Annotated in this window: 11 protein-coding genes; 1 reads left to right on the top strand and 10 read right to left on the bottom strand. The window is 36.8% G+C overall.

From position 1 onward, the window contains the following. Positions 1-29: 29 nt before the first annotated feature. The 4 genes from NR125_RS23145 to NR125_RS23130 form a co-directional block, all read right to left on the bottom strand. On the bottom strand, positions 30-671 hold the full coding sequence (locus NR125_RS23145) for a CpsD/CapB family tyrosine-protein kinase (RefSeq protein ID WP_034296032.1): 642 nt from the start codon (positions 669-671) through the stop codon (positions 30-32). Further along, positions 664-1407, bottom strand: a complete 744-nt coding sequence (locus NR125_RS23140) for a YveK family protein (RefSeq protein ID WP_256816199.1) — start codon at positions 1405-1407, stop codon at positions 664-666. The genes NR125_RS23145 and NR125_RS23140 overlap by 8 nt, the downstream gene beginning before the upstream one ends. A gap of 17 nt (positions 1408-1424) precedes the next feature. Next, positions 1425-2348 carry an NAD-dependent epimerase/dehydratase family protein gene (locus NR125_RS23135; RefSeq protein WP_256816198.1) on the bottom strand — a complete coding sequence of 308 codons (924 nt, stop codon included), beginning with the start codon at positions 2346-2348 and terminating at the stop codon, positions 1425-1427. A 271-nt stretch (positions 2349-2619) separates the two neighbouring features. Further along, positions 2620-5640 carry an ATP-binding protein gene (locus NR125_RS23130; protein ID WP_256816197.1) on the bottom strand — a complete coding sequence of 1007 codons (3021 nt, stop codon included), beginning with the start codon at positions 5638-5640 and terminating at the stop codon, positions 2620-2622. A 113-nt stretch (positions 5641-5753) separates the two neighbouring features. Between NR125_RS23130 and NR125_RS23125 the strand changes: the two genes are divergently transcribed. Further along, positions 5754-6869 carry a response regulator gene (locus NR125_RS23125; RefSeq protein ID WP_256816196.1) on the top strand — a complete coding sequence of 372 codons (1116 nt, stop codon included), beginning with the start codon at positions 5754-5756 and terminating at the stop codon, positions 6867-6869. Positions 6870-7054: 185 nt separating this feature from the next. Here NR125_RS23125 and NR125_RS23120 read toward each other — a convergent pair whose 3' ends face one another. The 6 genes from NR125_RS23120 to NR125_RS23095 form a co-directional block, all read right to left on the bottom strand. Then, positions 7055-8116, bottom strand: coding sequence for a glycosyl hydrolase family 18 protein (locus tag NR125_RS23120; RefSeq protein ID WP_256816195.1), 1062 nt, complete (start codon positions 8114-8116; stop codon positions 7055-7057). 15 nt (positions 8117-8131) lie between these two features. Further along, complete coding sequence (locus NR125_RS23115; protein WP_232292471.1) at positions 8132-9721, bottom strand: polysaccharide deacetylase family protein; 1590 nt, start codon at positions 9719-9721, stop codon at positions 8132-8134. Positions 9722-9884: 163 nt separating this feature from the next. After that, positions 9885-11741 carry a glycosyltransferase family 2 protein gene (locus tag NR125_RS23110; RefSeq protein WP_256816194.1) on the bottom strand — a complete coding sequence of 619 codons (1857 nt, stop codon included), beginning with the start codon at positions 11739-11741 and terminating at the stop codon, positions 9885-9887. Positions 11742-11774: 33 nt separating this feature from the next. Continuing rightward, positions 11775-13121, bottom strand: a complete 1347-nt coding sequence (locus tag NR125_RS23105; protein WP_256816193.1) for a polysaccharide deacetylase family protein — start codon at positions 13119-13121, stop codon at positions 11775-11777. A gap of 392 nt (positions 13122-13513) precedes the next feature. Further along, on the bottom strand, positions 13514-14413 hold the full coding sequence (locus NR125_RS23100; protein ID WP_256816192.1) for a GGDEF domain-containing protein: 900 nt from the start codon (positions 14411-14413) through the stop codon (positions 13514-13516). A gap of 143 nt (positions 14414-14556) precedes the next feature. Further along, entirely contained in the window at positions 14557-19077 is a 4521-nt protein-coding gene (locus NR125_RS23095) for a collagen binding domain-containing protein (RefSeq protein ID WP_256816191.1), read from the bottom strand. Between the last annotated feature and the right edge of the window lie 18 nt (positions 19078-19095).

Raw genomic sequence — 19095 nt, 5'->3', positions numbered from 1 at the left:
GGCATAGCCACCCGCGTGTTAGTTAAGCATTAACCTGTTTGATAAATAACCCCTAATATTTTGCTGTTTTTCCGTTCTAACTTCATTTTTGCTTTGAACGCATCATCTTTTTTTGTCTTGTTTTCCTTAAGTACTAATATGGTTCCATCACAATAACTCGCTAACACTTGAGAATCTGATGCAGATAAAATAGGCGGTGCCTCAAAAATAACAACATCGTATTCTGTCCTGCAGCAGCTTGCCATATCCTTTATTTTGCTGGCTACCCATATTTCTGATGGATTTGAAGGAACTGGACCTGCAGGCATTACGAATAAGTTTGGAATAAGCGTCTCTTTACTATTCAAATGGATGCTTTCCGCATACCTAACTGCATTTGTAAATCCATTTTCATTCTTCATCTGAAACCAATGATGGAGTGAAGGGCTGCGAATATTTGCATCTACCAAAAGCACCTTTTTTCCCTGTTCGACAAAAGCAATCGCCAATTTAGAAGAGATAATAGATTTCTGTCCCTCCTCACTGGGTGAAGTTACCATTAATAATGGGGATTCACTATCATATAAATGTTCTATATAAGTACTAATCATACGAATTTGCTCTGAACAAATGGATTGGCCACTTTGTTGGACCATCTTGGTATATTTTTTTATTTTCTTTTTTTTAAACACCGATTTGTCTCCCTTTTTCATTATTTACTAAGGATGCCTGATGTTTAACTCCAGTTTTATTCTTATACATTCTTTTGCTTTTTTTTAAATTAACCTGTCCCAGGACAGAAAGTCCCAAAGTCATTTCTACTTCGTTTACATTTTTTATTGATTCATCCCAATACTCTCTGCACATGGCAAGTCCCACTCCAAGAAAAAGGCCTATTACCAGACCAATTGCGATATTCAATGACAAACTTCCGACAACTTTAATCGATGGGTCTGTATCATTGTCGCTTAATAGTTTTATATCCTGCACATCAAACTGAGCATTCATTTTATTCACTGTTGTTTTAGCAATCGTATTGGCAATTTCCTTGGTCGTACCCAAATCATGCCCTCTTACCACTACGTTGACTATTTGTGAGTCTCGATTGTTTTGGACAGCTAACTTTTTCTCTAGTTCATCATCTTCCAAATTAAACTGTTCTTTAACAGAATTCAGGACAATCGGACTCTTAATTAGATCAATTGTTGAAGCAAGCAGCATGTTAAGTTCCTGTGAATCTCCATATTGCCCATCCTTTTTTGTCAGCTTGCCGATAAGTATATTCTCAGTTGCTTCATAAGTCGGCTTTATAACATAAATGGACAGACACAAAGTCAGAAGGAAAATGCAAATCACAGTAAAAATAATGGTCAGCCATCTTTTTTTCATTATCTTGAAAAATGTTTTTAGATCTATATGTTCGTTCATGGAAACCTCCAAAACTATTATGCCTTTAATTGAATTTGGTCCATAAAGGCAACCGTTTCTCTTAAACCATCTATAAAAGTATACCGGGGCTCCCATTTCAGCAATTTAAGAGCTTTTTTATTTGATAAACAGCTATGCCTTATATCTCCTTCCCTTTCCTCATGGTAAATTGGCATAACTTCAGACTCTAATAGATAGTTCAGCTCGTTTACAATATCTTTAATGGAAGTTTGAGTATTATTACTTATGTTAATTATTTCATTATCACCATAAAGAATAGCTGCTGCATTTGCTTTGGCAACATCCTTTACAAATACAAAATCTCTTGTCTGGAAACCATCTCCATAAATATTCATGGATTGACCAGTTATTGCCCTCTCAATGAAAATAGCAACTACTCCTGCTTCACCCTTTGTATCTTGCCTCATACCATAAACATTCGAGTACCGTAAAATTGTGTAAGACAGTCCGTACAAATCTGAAAAAAGCTTAATATAGGATTCAGCATTTAGTTTCGATAAACCATAAAAGGATATAGGTGATACAGGATGTTCTTCGTCAATCGATAAATAGTTTGGATTTCCATATAATGCAGCTGTGGATGCGAATATAAATTTCTTCGTTTGATGCCTTACACATGCATTCAAAAGATTGATTGTTCCAATAATATTTGATTCTCCATCTAATTTTGGATGAATCAATGAATTAGAAACTGACACTTGTGCAGCTTGATGAATTACATAATCCGGTTTTTCTGCCAGGAAAATTGGATCTAAATTTCCGCATATATCAATATGGTAAAATCTAGCCCCGGCAGGAATATTGTGTTCTTGTCCAGTTACTAAACTGTCCAAAATAACGACTTCATAATCTTCTTTAATAAGCTCTTCGGCAATGTGGGAACCAATAAATCCTGCTCCGCCTGTTAACAAAACCTTCATAGTATTCACCTTTCCGTTTAAAGAATTTTTCTCCTCGAATTGATAGTTCATTTTTCACCATTGATTCGAGAAAACCTGACTCTTCAAACAAATATATGTAGTCCTAGCCATTATATAACCATACTTTTTTACTATTATTTTCAAATAATATCCAGTATTAAGAAAAACTGTATAGTCGATTTAAAGTGAACCTTAATCCTATTATTTTTTTATAGACTTAAACACGAAAAGCTGTCCCTAATAATGGGGACAGCTTTTCTTCGTCTAGAATTTATCTCTCATTTGGCATTGTAATGATTACTTTTGTCCCTTTCCCCTCCTCACTTATCAATTCAAAAGTTGCATTCTTTATTAATTTCACCTTGGTATATGGATTAATGAAGCCTATCCGGTGGTTATATCCCCTATAAAGCTGATTTTGCTTTTCCTTTGACATTCCAATTCCGTTATCCTCTACTACTATTTCAGCCTTATTTCCTTTTTGACGAATGGATAGCTTAATTCGTCCACCGTCTTTCTTTTTGGAAACGCCATGCTGAACGGCATTTTCTACTAGCGGCTGAATTGTCATGGATGGAAGCATTATATCTATGCTTTCATCTATATCCCAATCAATGAATAATAGGTCACCAAACCTGATTTTTTCAATTGCTAAGTAGGATTCGACTAGTTCCATTTCTTCCTCTATCGAGACCATGCTATGATGCTTTGTATAATCTAGTTTAGATCGAAAGTAAACTGCCAGATGTTCAAGCGCATCCCTTGCCCTATCCGCGTTTTGATAACTCAGCCCAATGATAGTGTTCATAGTGTTATATAAAAAATGCGGTGTAATTTGTGCTTGATAGTAACTTAATTCATTGTGAATGGACTGGCTAACAGAATCCTTCATAGCGAATAAGGATTTGATTTTGGCCAGTAACTCCAGTTTATCAACTGGTTTTTGAATATATTCGTTGGCTCCAATTTCCATACTATCGAGTATCGGCACTATTTGATTTGTTGACCCAATCATGAGAATAGGAAGTTCTGTTAAGAGGTACCTTTTCCTAATCATTTGGCAAAGTGCAATTCCAGACTGATTCCCCAAATTTAAATCAATAATCAGCATATCCGCCATCACACCTTCAACCTTTTCAAAAGCAGTTTTTTCATCATGAGAAATTGTAATCGAGTAACCAGAACTCTTTAAATAGTAATTAAGATATTGATTATTTTCGGTATTGGCACATGCAAATACAATTTCCTTTTTGCTATGATTGCCAATTTCTCCAGGATAATCACGTAACAATTCCAAGTCAGCAGAAACTTCCTCAAGTAAATCTTTATCTTCGTAAAAAAGATTTTTATCGGCTGGGAGCTTTATAGTAATGGTTGATCCTCTGCCTTTTGAAGCATCTGCCCAAATCTCACCTTTCATAAGATGGACAAATTTCTTTGAAATGCTCAGGCCAATTCCAATCCCATCATGTTTGGAATGGTTAGGTATCTGGTAAAATGTTTCAAATATTTTTTCCAGATATAAGGAATCCATCCCTTGCCCCGTATCTGATATTTCGATATGCACACTCTCTCTCACTCTAAAAGCCCTGATGCGAATTTCACCTGAAGCTGTATGCCGAATAGCATTATCGAGCACATTGAAAATTACTTCTTTCAATATATTGCTATCAGCTATTACACTTAGCATCTTCTTGGGTATGTCATCTACCAGTTTGACTTCATTAGGAAGCTTTAGGACATCCCGCAGCTCAAGCACCATTTCTGAGATAACGTCTAGAGGAACTGGTCTTAATCTCAATGAATGGTTTATACTGGAACTTGCATGCCTTAGGTTGTTTACTAGACGATCTATTTTTTTCCCTGAACTTTGCATCTCCAGGATATATTTAAGCTGCCTTTTATTTAACGGCCCTTCCTTACCTTCCATTAACTTTTTGGAATGCCACATAAAAGTACGCAATGGTTCCTTTAACTTATCGGATGTTTTGATCAAAAACTCATTTTTTAGCTGATCCTGGACCAGCAAGTCTTTTGAGAGATTATCAATCATAATAAAAGAAAGCTGTCTTAAATAGCCTATATAGAGAGACAGGCTTATCGTCATGATTAAAAATAAAAACAAGGGTATCCTGCCTATATCAATCTGCAGCAATAATTCAATGCCTAACGCAGCACCATAGCAGGTGAAAGATATGGCAGCAGTTAGAATATATTCACATCCGCTCACCTTTTCCCTGTAAGCTCGAAAAAGGATAAACAGGATATAGATGTAAACACTCCCAAGTAAACCAATTAGGCTAACCTGCATAAATATCATAGGTATCAATGAATAAAACCAAAATAATAATGGCGTTATACTTATATAGGCAATTTTTATAATAAGCAGAATAGACATCCACTTCGTTATTTTTATTGAAGACTGCTTCTTGAATGTACTATGGGCAAACCATAGAAAAAACAGAACCGATAAATGAATAAAACCCAGCTGTAGGCTTAAGAGCACCTTAGAGGAGATGTCTGGGTAAAATAAATAGATAAGTTTTTCTTTTTGGGTAGATATGTAAATACTTTGTGAAAAACAGAATGCGGCAAAATACAGTTCATTTTTTGCGTGTCTTTGCTGGAAATACTGAAATAAAATAAGCAAAGACAGAATCAGGTATCCTGCTGTAATAAATCCCTCGGTCTGCTTCTCTTGAGCGGCTTGAAGCACTATTTGGTCTGCCTCGCCGAATAGTATGGGTTTTACAATTCCACCGTTAGGACTTGCTCGATTGGCAGCGTGAATAATAACTTCCATTTGTTTATCCTTGCTTTTTCCGAAAAATAAAAAGGGGCCCTCACGGAAATCATATTCTTTTTTATTTATACTTGGATTACCAATTCCACCCGCTTCTTCTCCATTAATAAAAACTCTGCTGGATTGCCTGATAGACTCCGCTCTGAATCCATACATTCCGTCCTCTGGGACAGTTATAGTTAGCCGATAGGTTCCCGCCTCAATTTTTAGATGGTCTTTATAACTATATAGAGAATCCCACTTCATCGGCACTTTTAAAAAAATAGGCTTTTTATTACTGTTCTCAAGAGCTGCTGGGTCAATCAATTTCTCAGGATAAAACTCCCATTCCCCATTTAATTCCTCAAGGTCAACGGATGATGTTAGGTGAAAATGACCTTTTTTTACTGCAGAATGATTTCCCCAGTTTAAACTAGACTCTCTAATAATACTGATTAGTGTAAAACCGCAGACTAAGATAGAAACAAAAATTGATATTTTACGCTGCATGACAGATCTTTCCCCACTTGCATCACATTTTTCCATATTTTTATGCTTTTTAATAATAGTAAGGTATAATACCAGAAAAGGAAATACTTAGTAATTTTTAAAAGGAGGGCATAATGATAAGAACCATTATTGTAGATGATGAAGAACTTTCACTGCTTGCACTAAAAAAAAAACTGAGTGTTTTTCCGGATGTGAAAATTGTCAGAAGTTATACCTCACACGAGAATATCTTGAGAGATTTAAAAACCGAATCCATAGATGCAATATTTTTAGATATTGAAATGAAAGACATAAACGGCATTGAACTGGCACAGGAAATTTTAACTTCCTACCCTTCAACCCAAATTGTTTTTGTATCCGGACATACAAACTATGCCGTCAATGCATTTGAACTTGACAGCATCGATTACCTGCTAAAGCCTGTTACAGCCAAGAGGCTGGAGAAAACGATAGTCCGTATGCAAAAACACATTAAGTCACAGCATGGCGCAGAACTGAATAAAACCAAATCGTCCCTTAATATTTATTGCTTTGGTGAACTTCATGTATACTTTGATGATAAACCGCTGCGATTTAAGACGGCTAAAGCAAAAGAGCTTTTTGCATTCCTGACGGCAAATATGGGAAAATATGTACACCGCGACATTATAATAGAAAAGATCTGGCCAGAGCATGATTATAAAAATGCAAAAACCTATTTGCACACCAGTTTGTCGCATTTAAGAAAAACGCTTTCTGGATTAGGCTTTTCAGATGCAATTCGCTTTTTGAACCAATCTTACTGTTTACTGCTTGATTCTGTATATTTTGATGCTGAAGAATTTAATAAATTAGCTAACGGTGTAGTGAACAGTAAAGTGCTGGACCATAAAACAATTGAGTCGGTAATCGAAATTTATAAAGGCGCATTTTTGGAGCTAAACGCGTATGAATGGGTTTATGAATATTCCGAAACCTATCAGGTAACCATACTTCACTTACTGATAGAGGCCTATAAGGATATAAAATACAAAGATCCTTTAAAAGCCCTATCATACTTAAAAATCTACCAAAAAATCGAGCCATATTCAGAGTATGCTGTACTTAATCTCATTCAAACCTTTGCTGAAATAGGCTGGCGGTCAGAAGCCATACGAACCTATCAGAGCTACGAAAAGCTGCTGGAAGAAGAAATGTCATTAAGCCCTGCCCCCCAAGTAAGAGACCTTTACTCTATGCTCTTTGATTAAGAAAGTTCAGATGGCCAAAGCCCTCTGAACTTTTATTGGTAATTTCATATACTCATTTATATATATTGTTCATGTATTTCCCCACTAGCTATATACAATCAGTTAATAAAGACTTTTTAGCACTGAATTGATTATTTATCGGTATACTTAATAGTCTTTACACCACTTATTTTCATTGAGTATCCCTAGTTTTCCTTAATCTGTTTGAAAACTTCCAGAGTGCCTTCTGTTAGCCCTCCAGCCCTCCAAATTGAAATGTTCTTATATCCCCCATTTTGTTTTAAACGCTCACTCCAAAGTACTAAGGTTGTAGAATCAGCGTACCAAACTTCTATTGTTTTACCTTTTTCATAATACACAAAGGACAAAGCTCCACTTTTTTCATCACGCTGAAGATCAGGCTCATGTTTCAAAACAAGGTCACTTATCTGTTTATCTGTAAGTCCTGCAACTTTTGTTCCTTCCCAGCTAAATCCGCCTGTGGCCAAAGCTATTTCCTTATTTCCATTTTTATTTGGAAATTTGTCTGCCAGACTATCCAAAAAGGCGAAATCTGCTTTTGGCCCCGGACCACTATGGTATCCATGCAGATTGTATCCCATAACAACATAATTCACTTCGTTCGATAAGGGATGTTTTTCAATAGGGAAACCTGGTTCAAGCAGAACTCTTAAGGAAAGATTATCTTTAGCTAATGTGTTATGCAGTTCATTTGTAAATGCTAAGAATTCTTCTGTTAAATTAATGGGTATATTCTCATAATCGATTTCTAGGCCATCAACCGGGTATTGTCTTACATATTCCACTATTTGTTTAATATGCTCTTTGCGGCTTAAAGATGATCTTAGTAATTCTTCTAGTAATTCCGGGTTTTTTTGAACTATTGAGCCATTATTCAAAAATTGATCATTTACAATCGTAATAAAAAGATTCTTCTTACTTAATTCTTGATCCATTAAAGCAGATTCTATGAGTTTGTCCGAGTTTTCAGTATGGTGAAAATCTCCCGACTCATTAAAATAAGTTGTAAATAACATTATATTATCTATGTCTTTTATGACACTAGATACTTCCCTCAGGCTTTCTTCGTACGACCATTCCGTAAGCCATAAAGAAGTGCTGATATTAGATTTTCCATCTTGCTGTTCTGTACCCTGTAACGTTTTATTCGGAGAAGAGGTACAAGCAGCCAATAATACAGATATTATAGTCAATATACCTAACTTTTGAAATCTACGAAATGGCACACACAATCCTCCCTGCTAGAATGTGTCTATAAAGAAATCAACTACATTAGAGCCTATCTTTGAGATTTCACGGAGTAAAGTTTCTATTCTCGAACCAGACACTGTGTAAACGTTTTTCCCTTCAGTTTGAATGGTAACATCTTCAATAATAGAATCATAAATGTTATCACTATAAGCCTCATGAACTGTTTGCTGAGCAATATTCGATCCGCCTAATATTAAACTGTAAGAAGAATTGCCAAACGGAAGATCGATAGAAGGTAAGGATTGATTATTGATCTCAACCTTTAATGATGTTTTGTCTAAAGTTAAAATCAAATGGTGATCATTTTTAAGTGTGCTTGGGTATTCGTCTTTATGTATACGACTTCCTTCCTGTGTATCCAAATAATCATAATTTGTTGCTTTGTTAAATGCGTAATCTTCACCGCTCCATTTTATTTCCTTTAAATGCTGTGAAAAAATAAGTTTTTCTGCTTCTTGCTTTTTCTTATGATATGCAAACAGCTTATTTTTCTCCAGAGCCAATTTGACATATTCTTGTCCTGATCCCTGGATATATACTGTCTGTTTTCCCATTACATTACCTTTCAGATCAAAACTGGCAGTAAAGGAAGATGGGAGCCCTTCATTTAAAGTAGCTCTGACTTCTTCTCCTGGTTTCGAGGTCAAAATGATTTTGTCCTGGTCAAATTCCCCCACTCCATTTGTTACCGTCCATCTGCTGCTGGTTTTTTTATCTCCAGGAACAAAGTCCAGAGACTTCTTAGAATCATTTTGTATCTTCATTAATAAATGGTTAGTAGGCCAGTAAGGAGCAACCTGAAGTCTTTTTAAGTTATAAATGTTATCCTCTTTACTATTATAGGAATTTAACTCACGATTAAAATGGATAGCAAAATTCTCTTTGATCATTTTTTCATTTACAGACTCAACCGATGGGTGCATATCATTATAAAGCGAATTAGCATGCATAATTGCATACGCTTTTGGCATTTTTCCAAAGTGTTTTTTATAAATACTGTTCATTAGTCTATAATCAGAAGAAATGCGCTTTTCCATTTCTGCTCTTGTTTCTTTTGGAATCATATATTCATCTCTCAAAAAGTCCATTAAGTAATGATTATAATATTCTATAGATGTTTTATTTGGCACTCTATTTTCTTCAATCTCCCCCAAATATTGTCCTTTGTGATTGAAGATGTTGATGTAAGTGAGTCTATACCCATTTGAGCCTAATTCCCAGTAACCACTCTTGATCATTTGACTCAAGTGATTCGGCTTCAAAAATTTTGTATCTTTTGTGCTCATTTTATCAGCATACGTAAACATAGTTGCTTTGTAGTTTAACTTTTCCAAAGTTCTTTGGGAAAAAATACTGGAATCGTTTCGCCCATCTTCAAATGATAGAAAAAGGGCTTTTTCAGGTAAAGGCTTTCCCTTTTGATAAAAATCGATTATTTGCTGCTGTGAGATTGTTTCAAAACCTTGTTCCTTTAGTGTGGTTAATTGCTTCCTAATCTCATCTTTTGATATATATTTTGGTGAACCAGACCGGTCTACACCAAAATAAGAAAGGGCAATAAAACCTTCTGAATTTATCATCTTATCTTCAGAAAGCGGATCAAATGTGTCAGTGATGAATACCGATCGAATTATTATTACAGATAGAAAAGCAAGAGCTGCTATCTGAATGATTGCACGTACAGCCTTTCTTCTGTCTTTCTTATGATGTTTGAACTTGCTTTCACCCGAATGAGACAGCATTTTATCCGCCCTTCTTTAAATCTGCATTTTGTTTTTTCTTGATTGCACGCACTCTCTTTTTTTCAAGCTTCTTTTCTTTTACCAATACGTCCTGTGGTGTGTCCCGTGTCCCCCAGGTCGATTTCCAAAATGTTATCCAAGCCACAGGCATTTGCCAAAGTAGAACAAACTCATAAAAAAGCACAAACACGAATCCAAAAAACCACAGCTTACTTTTGCGGAAGAATAAATGTGCAAAACTCATCATTAGTGCCATCAGCAGCAGACCCAGCAAAAAAGTTGCAGGGAAAATGCCATGCATTAATGGCACATACAAAAGATTGTACATCACTACAATTGGAGCAGCGATTGGAACGATTAAACCCACAATAAAAAAGACCATCATGAATGGTTCCTTTTTCCACATAAACGAAAGAGCACGCAGAGATTCTCGAAGCCAAGAGCGCTTCCAGCGCATCTGCTGGTTCAGGAAAGTCTTTAAGCTTGAAGGAACAATAGTTGAACAGACTGCTTGGTCCTGATAGCTTGTTCGATGGGTCTTCAAGATAAAGTTGGTCATACTTCGATCATCACCAAATGTAGCTGGATGTCCAAGAAAGCGCTGTTTAAGCCATGCATCTGCATTTTCAAGTACCAAGCTTTTACGGTAGCAGGAAAGTGGACCTGACAGGCAGGTAACACAGTCAAAAGTTGATTCCGCAGCCTTCATAATTCGAAAGGCAATATAGTAGCGAACAGTTTGAAGCTTTGTTAATGCATTAGTAAATTTATTCTCGACTTCAGTTCGGCCTGCTACCCCTCCCATTTTGGGATCTTGAAAGGGCTGAACTATATTTCGAATTGCATTCGGCTCCAGAAAGCTGTCAGAGTCAACAAACACAACCAGATCATGCCGAGCCATTTCAACACCTGCGACTAACGCTTCCCTCTTCCCCCCATTTTCAGGTAAAATATGAAAACGGAGGCGTTCTTTTGTATTAAACCGCTCTCCCTCTCTGTGAATGATCTCCATAATTTCTGTTACTTTCATAGCAGTCTTATCTGTTGAACAATCGTCTACAATAATGACTTCCAGTTTGTCTATTGGATACGTCTGATCAATACAGCTAAGTATTGTCCGTTGAATCCAACTTTCCTCATTAAAAACTGGAACAATAATGGAAACACTGGGTTCATAATTTAGATTAATGGGGACATTTCTATACAAAAGTCCGAATATATACCGACTGAGAAGAAAAACAGCTGCCAATATACTATAAAAGTATAGAAACTTATTGAACTTAAAGTAAATTACACTTTCCGCCCGCATTAATATGACCAGGAGCGTAATAAAAAATAAAAACAAACTGGCAGCAAATATTGAAAATCCCCAACGCCTCCCCTTTAGGTAACGCTCGATTGATTGTTCAAACTGCAGGGCAATAAAAAAGGAAGTATTATCACCATGTTCATTGCTAAATTTGCGGACTACTTTCGCGTTCATTGAAATTCTCGATTCGAACCCCTCTGGCATTGCACCTTCAGGGATAGTACATTTTACCTTAATACTATTTCCAATGCTCAATTTACTTTCATCTATATTATCTGCAACTTCAAGGAGTATACCTGTATTTGAAATATCAACGCAAAGACTTTTCTCTATTTTTTTCATAGATGGGATGAGAAGGGTTACTGGAAAGTTTGCCACGTAGCGCTGCCCTTCTAAACGGGATTTATAGACTTTGTTTGGATCCACATCACCTGCTGGCCCGTTCAATCCTCTCCTGTCCGGGATTCTTCTCAATCTTTCTGGATCAGGAATATTGGACAATATTCTTCGGTCTTTTCTTGGTTTTGTTATAATTTCACGAGTAGACATATGTATATAGCTGACTTTACACAGCCATCCTCCTTATTTGTTTTTTGGAATCATTTCTGAAATTTTTTTAAATTTATAGCCGTTTTGCTGCAAGTGTTCGATAATTCGCGGAAGTATACTTACCGTGTGAGATTCGTCCAGTATATGCATGTCCACAATACTTCCTGGACCTACCTGGCTAACCACCCGATTGTATACCTCATCTTCTGAAAGGGAGAGGTCCCAATCCAAAGAAGCCACATCATAAAGCACGATATAATCAACACCTGTTGCCCCAATGGCTTTAGCTGTTACTTCATCTAAGACACCTTGGGCAGGCCGGAAATAATTGAGTGGCTTTATTTGTAGGGCATGTGTAAGTATTTGGTCATTTTTTACAAGATCCTCTTGAAGTGCACGAGGATTCATTGTTGTAATAACTTTATGATTATAAGAATGGCTTGCCACCTCATGTCCTCGTTCAATAATGAGGCGAGCTAGTTGTGGATTCGTCTCTACTCCTTTTCCAATTAAGAAAAAGGTCGATTTGACATTATAGTTATCTAGTATGTCTAACACTGCTGTAATGGTTTCATCGCTTGCCCAATCATCAAATGTAAGGGCAATCTCTTTTTCTAATGTTGAAAACTTCTCAATAATGGCTGGCCTACTATTTTTATAGTCAGTATTAACTGCCAGATTGTTCGTATCTACCAATTCATCTACTAAATAATTTGTCTGATGGACCTCTTCAAGAGTTGTCAAAGTATATCCATCGGCACTGGCATATTGATAAATCAATGGTATCGCTCTAATTACTTCCGGGTTGATATAAGTATTTAATTCGATGATTGCTCCTCTATTCGCAAAGCGCCTAATATAATCGGCGATCTCTTCAGCACTTTGCATTTGGGTATCTTTTGGATTGATAGTATAGGTAACAACCTCCATATTAAGCTGTGCAGCAGCTTCCTGAAATGAATCTGATGAATCGCCTGAACGGGTTCTTGCATATTTAGGCTCTATATTTAAATGCTCTTTAAATACTCTGTTAGCCAGTGCAAGCTCAATATATGCTTCTTCATATTTCAATTTGTCAGGCAACACATGATTGAGTGTATTATTTTGAATTGTATGCCCCTGTTTTATAATCTCTTTTGCTAAGTCAGGGTCTTCTGCTACTCGAATACCCGGCAGAAAAAAAGTTGCCTTAATATCAAAACGATTTAATTCATTTAAGAGCTTGTCCATAGTTTGCTCATCAGCTAATCCATTAAAAGTTAACGCCATTATTTTTTGAGTGGTAGCTACATGATTAATCACACCTTTAGGGACTCTTTCACTTTTAGGTGCTTCAACCTTAGACGTAATTGGCTTTATTAATTTGGGTTCTTTCTCCATATAGCATCCGGACAAACAGACAGATAGTGCCCAACATAACAAAAATGTAATTTTATTCATAACCTTGGAGTTGTGTACATGATTTCATTTTAGCCACAATTCTCCTCATTCTCTCCTCTCAAAACATTTATAACAATTATTATAAATAGACCTTTATTCCTATTCAGATTTATCATAATTTAAATATTTCCTAATAACAAAGGATTTTTAAATTCGTAAAACATTAATTTTCTACAAATAGTTACCACACACTTCTAATACCCGGAAAATTATAGTTCCATCATTTATCAAATAAATCTTTTGAACAAGAAATTCATTACTTTAATACTGTGTTATTAGGTGTTCAAATAAAAAGGGCATCTTACTTCATATAAACTTTTTATACTCCATTTTTAGTTACTTTGTCGCATCTTTTCTTTATACATTTCCTTATCGGCATGGTGTATAAGTGATTCCTCATCTATCCCGCAAGAAGGGTAAATACTTAGCCCAATACTCACACTGACCCCCCTCACAGACTTTCCTATTATAAAATCGTCAGATAAGCGCCTTTTTATTATTTTTGCAGCCTGCTCTGTTTGTTCCCCTTCCTCGACAATGACAAGAAATTCATCCCCGCTTTTACGGAAAGCATACATTTTTTCACCTAATGATTCTCTGATCCTATTTGCAAATAACTTTAGAAATTTGTCTCCTACAATATGCCCGTGCCGATCATTTATTTCTTTGAAATTGTCAATATCAATAAATAAGAGTCCAAACGACTCTCTTTCTTTTTTGATAGCGGAAAGCTTTTCCCGGAATTTCCTCCAGTTCGAAAGTCCTGTCAGCTCATCCGTATAGGCAAGCTCCTTCCATTTCTCTTCCTCTGCACTCTTTGCTTCGTCGTCTCTATAAAACAAAAGCATGTATATAGGATTCTGATGCTGATATCCATTTACGCACATAATTCTGACCTGTGCCTCGGAAAAATAGCTGGAACTACCTCTGATGAACATAAGTTTTCCCGACCATATTCCGTTAATTTCTACATTGGATAATATGGATTGAAATAGTTTCTGGTCTTTTAGTTCTATAAAAACATCGGCTATGTGCCCCTGATTACTGATGTGAAAACCCCTGCTTTGAGTAAAGTTTTTAAATATCTGGCTGTATTTTAAAAAAGCTCCATTAGAATCGATAAAAAATACGTTGTAAAAATCTAAAATTGAAAGCAGACAAGTCATTATTTCAGTCTCTGAATACTCACTAAGCCATGCAAACTTCCCTTCAGGTAAATGTCCATAACGCATGAAATACCCCCTCATAAAAAACGTAAGCAGTACTTATAATAAAGGGCCGCTCTTACAAAATTCTTAAACAATGTTAGTTTGTCTTCAAAAGTCCTAAATAAAAAGACTTTGACAGATATCAATCTATCAAAGTCTTTAGTTAACTACGCAGCTGTTTTTCTCCTATACAGCAGAATCCAAACGCCAAATATAATAAAGCCTGCCCCAGCAAGCATACCTATATTTGCCTTTTCCCCTGTTTTTGGAAGCGTGGTTCCTGGCTTGGTTAATCCGTTATCACTATGGTGTCCATTTTGATTTAATTCCTTGGATATTCCGGGAGTGTGTGGTTCCTCTGAATCAGGCCTTTCTTCGTTCGGATTTTCAGGATCTGGTTTTTCTCCGCCTGGATTGCCCGGATCTTCAGGATCTGGCTTTTCTCCGCCTGGATTGCCCGGATCTTCAGGATCTGGCTCCCCTCCGCCTGGATTGCCCGGATCTTCAGGATCCGGCTCCCCTCCGCCTGGATTGCCCGGATCTTCAGGATCCGGCTCCTCTCCGCCTGGATTGCCCGGACCCTCAGGATCCGGCGTTTCTCCTCCACCTGCAGGGATCCGTCTGTTTAGTTTAGTTAATGATACTGTGTGAATTTGCTCCTCTTCAATGGTAAATTCCACAGGAGCTGTGTCTAGCAAATAACCCGGAGGTGCCTTTGTCTCAATAAATTGATAAAATCCCGGTTCCAGATCTTCTTTATAAATAACCCCAGTTTCATCTGTAGTATATTCTCCTTTTACATCTGCTAAGGCATACTCTGAATTCTTATCCTTTTTATACATAAGTATAAACCTGGCTTCTTTCAGCGTTTTACTTGGATTGCCTAATTCGGCTTTCGTCAATTTAACTGCATGAATAATTTTATGATTTTTTACTGTCAGTTCTTTTGTTGGAGCATCGATTGTTATAGGTATATTAACCGATGCAGGGTCGATTGCATAACCGCTTGGAGCTTTTGTTTCTTTTATTAAATAGGAATCAAAAGGTAAATCTTTAAACACAGCCAGACCTTCTGCATCCGTTGCTGTCCTATCAATAAACTGTCCTTTTTCATCATATAATTCGAACTCGGCTCCCTTTAATCGAGTCTTCTCATCTGCCGCATCAACCTTCTTAATTGTCAGACTGCCTTTCCCGCGTTCATTGGCCTTTTTAACTTTTACAGCAGCAGTCTGCTCTTCCTCAATCGTAAAGCCTATTGGGGATGTATCAAGCAGATAATGCAGGGGTGCTTTAGTTTCTACAAACTGATAATCGCCAGGCGGCAGCTCATTTATAATTATTTGACCGTTTTCATCTGTTGTATGTGAGCTTACCTTAAAGAAACCCGCATTTGATTTTTTATACAGTTCAAATTCGGCTCCTTCTAAGTTTTTGGAAGCATCAGCCTGATCCAATTTGGTTAACTCTACTGCCTGGAGAAGTTTTTTATTAGCTACGGTAAATGTTTGATCCGTTTCAGTAAAAGTGATTTCTTTTCCAGTCTTATACTCATCAGAAATAACAAATCCTACTGGAGGTGTTAATTCTTTGAGCTTATAACTCTTGAATTTATAGGCTTTAAATTCAGCTTCTCCTTTTTCATCTGTTTCAAGCTTTTCAAGCAGTGCGGTTCCTGACTTATCATAAAGCCCAAATATGGCACCGGCCAATGGCATATTCGTATCCGCATTTGTTTTGACAACCTTAAAGTTGCCTTTACCAGAAGGAAAAGCACCTCCTCCAGCCTCGGAGAAACTTACTGCAAATTTCTCATTATCACTTCTTTGGATGTCTCCTGTCGATTTGCCGGCAAACTGAACTTTATTACTGACTTCCTCTCCATGATCAGCATTAATAAATGCTTTATATTCTAAAACATATGACTCTTCCACTTCATCGTTAAAAGTGAGTTGAATTGTATTTCCGGAAACAGCTAACGTGTACTTCGAAGGGTCTTCTAAATTTGCTTTTGTTAAAGTACCATTTTCTGATACAGCTGTTTTATAGAGATTTATAGAATCCTGAATTAGGATTTGATTCTCAGATAATGTATCGGACAATACGGATGCAGCTTTCAGGTAGGATTGGCTTCGATTAATATGGACACTCCAAAGTGAAAATTCTAAATCTGCCCCTGTACCTTGCGTTCCATTCTTTTGGATGTATTCTCCGCCGTGCTTTGGTAGAACAGAAACAGATTGTTTAAAAATGGGGGTTCCTCCATCTCCATCCTGCAATATAGCATTGTTCGAGTATGAAGCGTCCACCGGAAGACCTTTTAGACTTGTTTTATAGGTTATACGATACGCAGTATTAATCGTTCCCAATTTGATTTCAAACCCGTCTTTCCCCTCAGGATCTTCTTTCACTTCCATTGAAAAATCGGTCTTTTCCTCTCCAAGGCTTACACCATCGGGACCGCCATTTAAGCGCAAATGATGTACCTTAAGCGAATCTTCGACAAGTGTTTGTTCACCTGAATAGAAATCCCTGATAAGAGCATCCTTAATTTCATGAAGATTATAATTGACATCAATCGTCCAAGTAATTTCTTTTGTCCTGGCATTATAAACACCTGTTTTATTGCCGTTTTTGTTCGTGTAGCTATCTGGTGCAATTTTAGCTGACTTCGTAATCGGAGACTGCTGGACTCCTTCTTCAAACCAATTTAGTGTTGCACTATTTTTATATCCTCCATTTGGAATGGGCTTTCGCGGGTCAAATATTGTCTTATATTTAATAAGATGGCTGCCGGTGATCGAATTGTTAAAGAAAATCTTAAAACCTTCTCCATAATTGAAATTTGGCACTAAAGTATAGTCTTCCGGTTCTAGACCTTCAATAATTAGACTATCTTCAATCAGTTTAAGGTTTTGACCTTCAAAGCTATCTGTAATCGTAACTTGGTCCATTTTTTTATTGTCATCATTCAGCAGTATGTTCCATTCAATCGTTTTCTGATTGTAATCGACATTAGCTGAATTTTTTTGGAAAATAACCTGTTTAATATTCCTCGTAGCACTTTCAGAAGTGCCATCATATATTTCTGCTTTATTTGTTACAGAATAGCTGTCCTCGTGTACACGGTTTATTGCTTTTGTTTGATAGGTAATTTCATATGCTGTTGCAACATCATTCTTAAACTGCAGTTTAAAGCCAGACACATCCGGCACTACTGTATAATCGATACCTTTTTCTAATGGAGTGCCGCTTTTGCTCGCCGAACCGTCTTCTTTAATAGTCATTGTGTAGACTTCAAAGGACGAATCCACTAAAACTTGATGATCTGTGTCAAATGTATCCTTGATCCACGCATCTTCTGATAGTATTTCTTGTTCATTATAGTTATATTGAATAGCCCATGTAATAGTTTGATTAGAAGAATCATAGGCTATTGAGCTTTTACCAAGCGGCTGGCTGAACTTCACAGGCACATTCGCCGTTTGCTTTATATCAGATAAGTCTGTGCTTGACACGGTCGCTTCATTTGTAAATGTTTTATCTGCAGTACCAGTTATTTTTGTTGAATATTTTACCCGATATGCACTATCGATTTCATTGAAAGGTATTTCAAACCCGTCCGCTGTCTTGATTGGTGTATAATTGTTTAACAAGTTACCCGCTATTACAGACCCGTCAAGATTTACATTCAATTGATAAACCTCGATGGAATCCATATCAATTTCCAAACCGTCTGGCAATGTGTCTTTAAATAAGGTGCTATTCATTTTGTTTTCTCCCAAGTTAAAATCAACAACCCATTTGATTTCACTGGGATTTATCACTTTATTAGCTGCCCCTGTTTTATCCATTTCACTCTTATTATTTTTGAAGTGCACTAAAATAACTTTTTCTGTCCCTTTTATCGGGAACTGAACTTCCTGTTTAGTACTTCCAGAAAATTTCCCCATATCAAATTCTCTCTCTACATAGAAGTTCCCTGTTAATCCTGTTCCATCATCAATTGTTTCATTAAAAATGAAAGTGACAGCACCATTCGAACTCACTTCGTATGTTCCAGCTCCACCATCTAAATTACCTGTCAGCAATCGGTCCGTTTTAAATTTATCAGGCAATGTGAATGTAAACACTGCTCCCCCACTGTAATCATGACCTGCTGGAATAGACCATTGATATTCGATCCGCACCTTTGAACCTTGGTCGACGCGAATATCCTCAATATTTTTCCCGGCTCCATCCTTTAACACTACATCCGTCAGAATGTTTTCAGTAATCACTTGCTTTTCTACATCTGTTTCTTCCCCAGAAACATATTTACTTTCTTCTCCGGAAGCATCTTCTGAATTCAATCCGGTTTCTGCATCTGACTCAAGCTGTTCTGACTGCGGGCTTTCTTCAGTTTGGATGTCCTTATTTACGGATTCTTCAGGGCTGGCATTTTCTTCAGAAATACCTGATTCCTTTTCAGCTTCAGGAGGAGATTCTGTTTTCTTTTCATCCGCTGCCGATGTTTCTCTCTGCTCAGGTACAGGAATTGTTTCCGCGGGATCTATTGTTGCCTCATCAATCCCAGCTTCATTTTCAGTACCATTAATTTCTCCCTCAGCAGGCTGAACTTGTTCCTCGGCCTGGACATACCCTAATGTTGAACTAACTAAACCGTTAATCAAAAGCATTATAGTCATAAAAATAATACTAAATTT

Origin of the sequence: Cytobacillus sp. Bac17, assembly GCF_024519925.1 — a bacterium.
Classification (GTDB): domain Bacteria; phylum Bacillota; class Bacilli; order Bacillales; family Cytobacillaceae; genus Cytobacillus; species Cytobacillus pseudoceanisediminis.
Note: the sequence above shows the minus strand (reverse complement) of the source record. Positions and strands in the feature narration are given on the sequence as shown.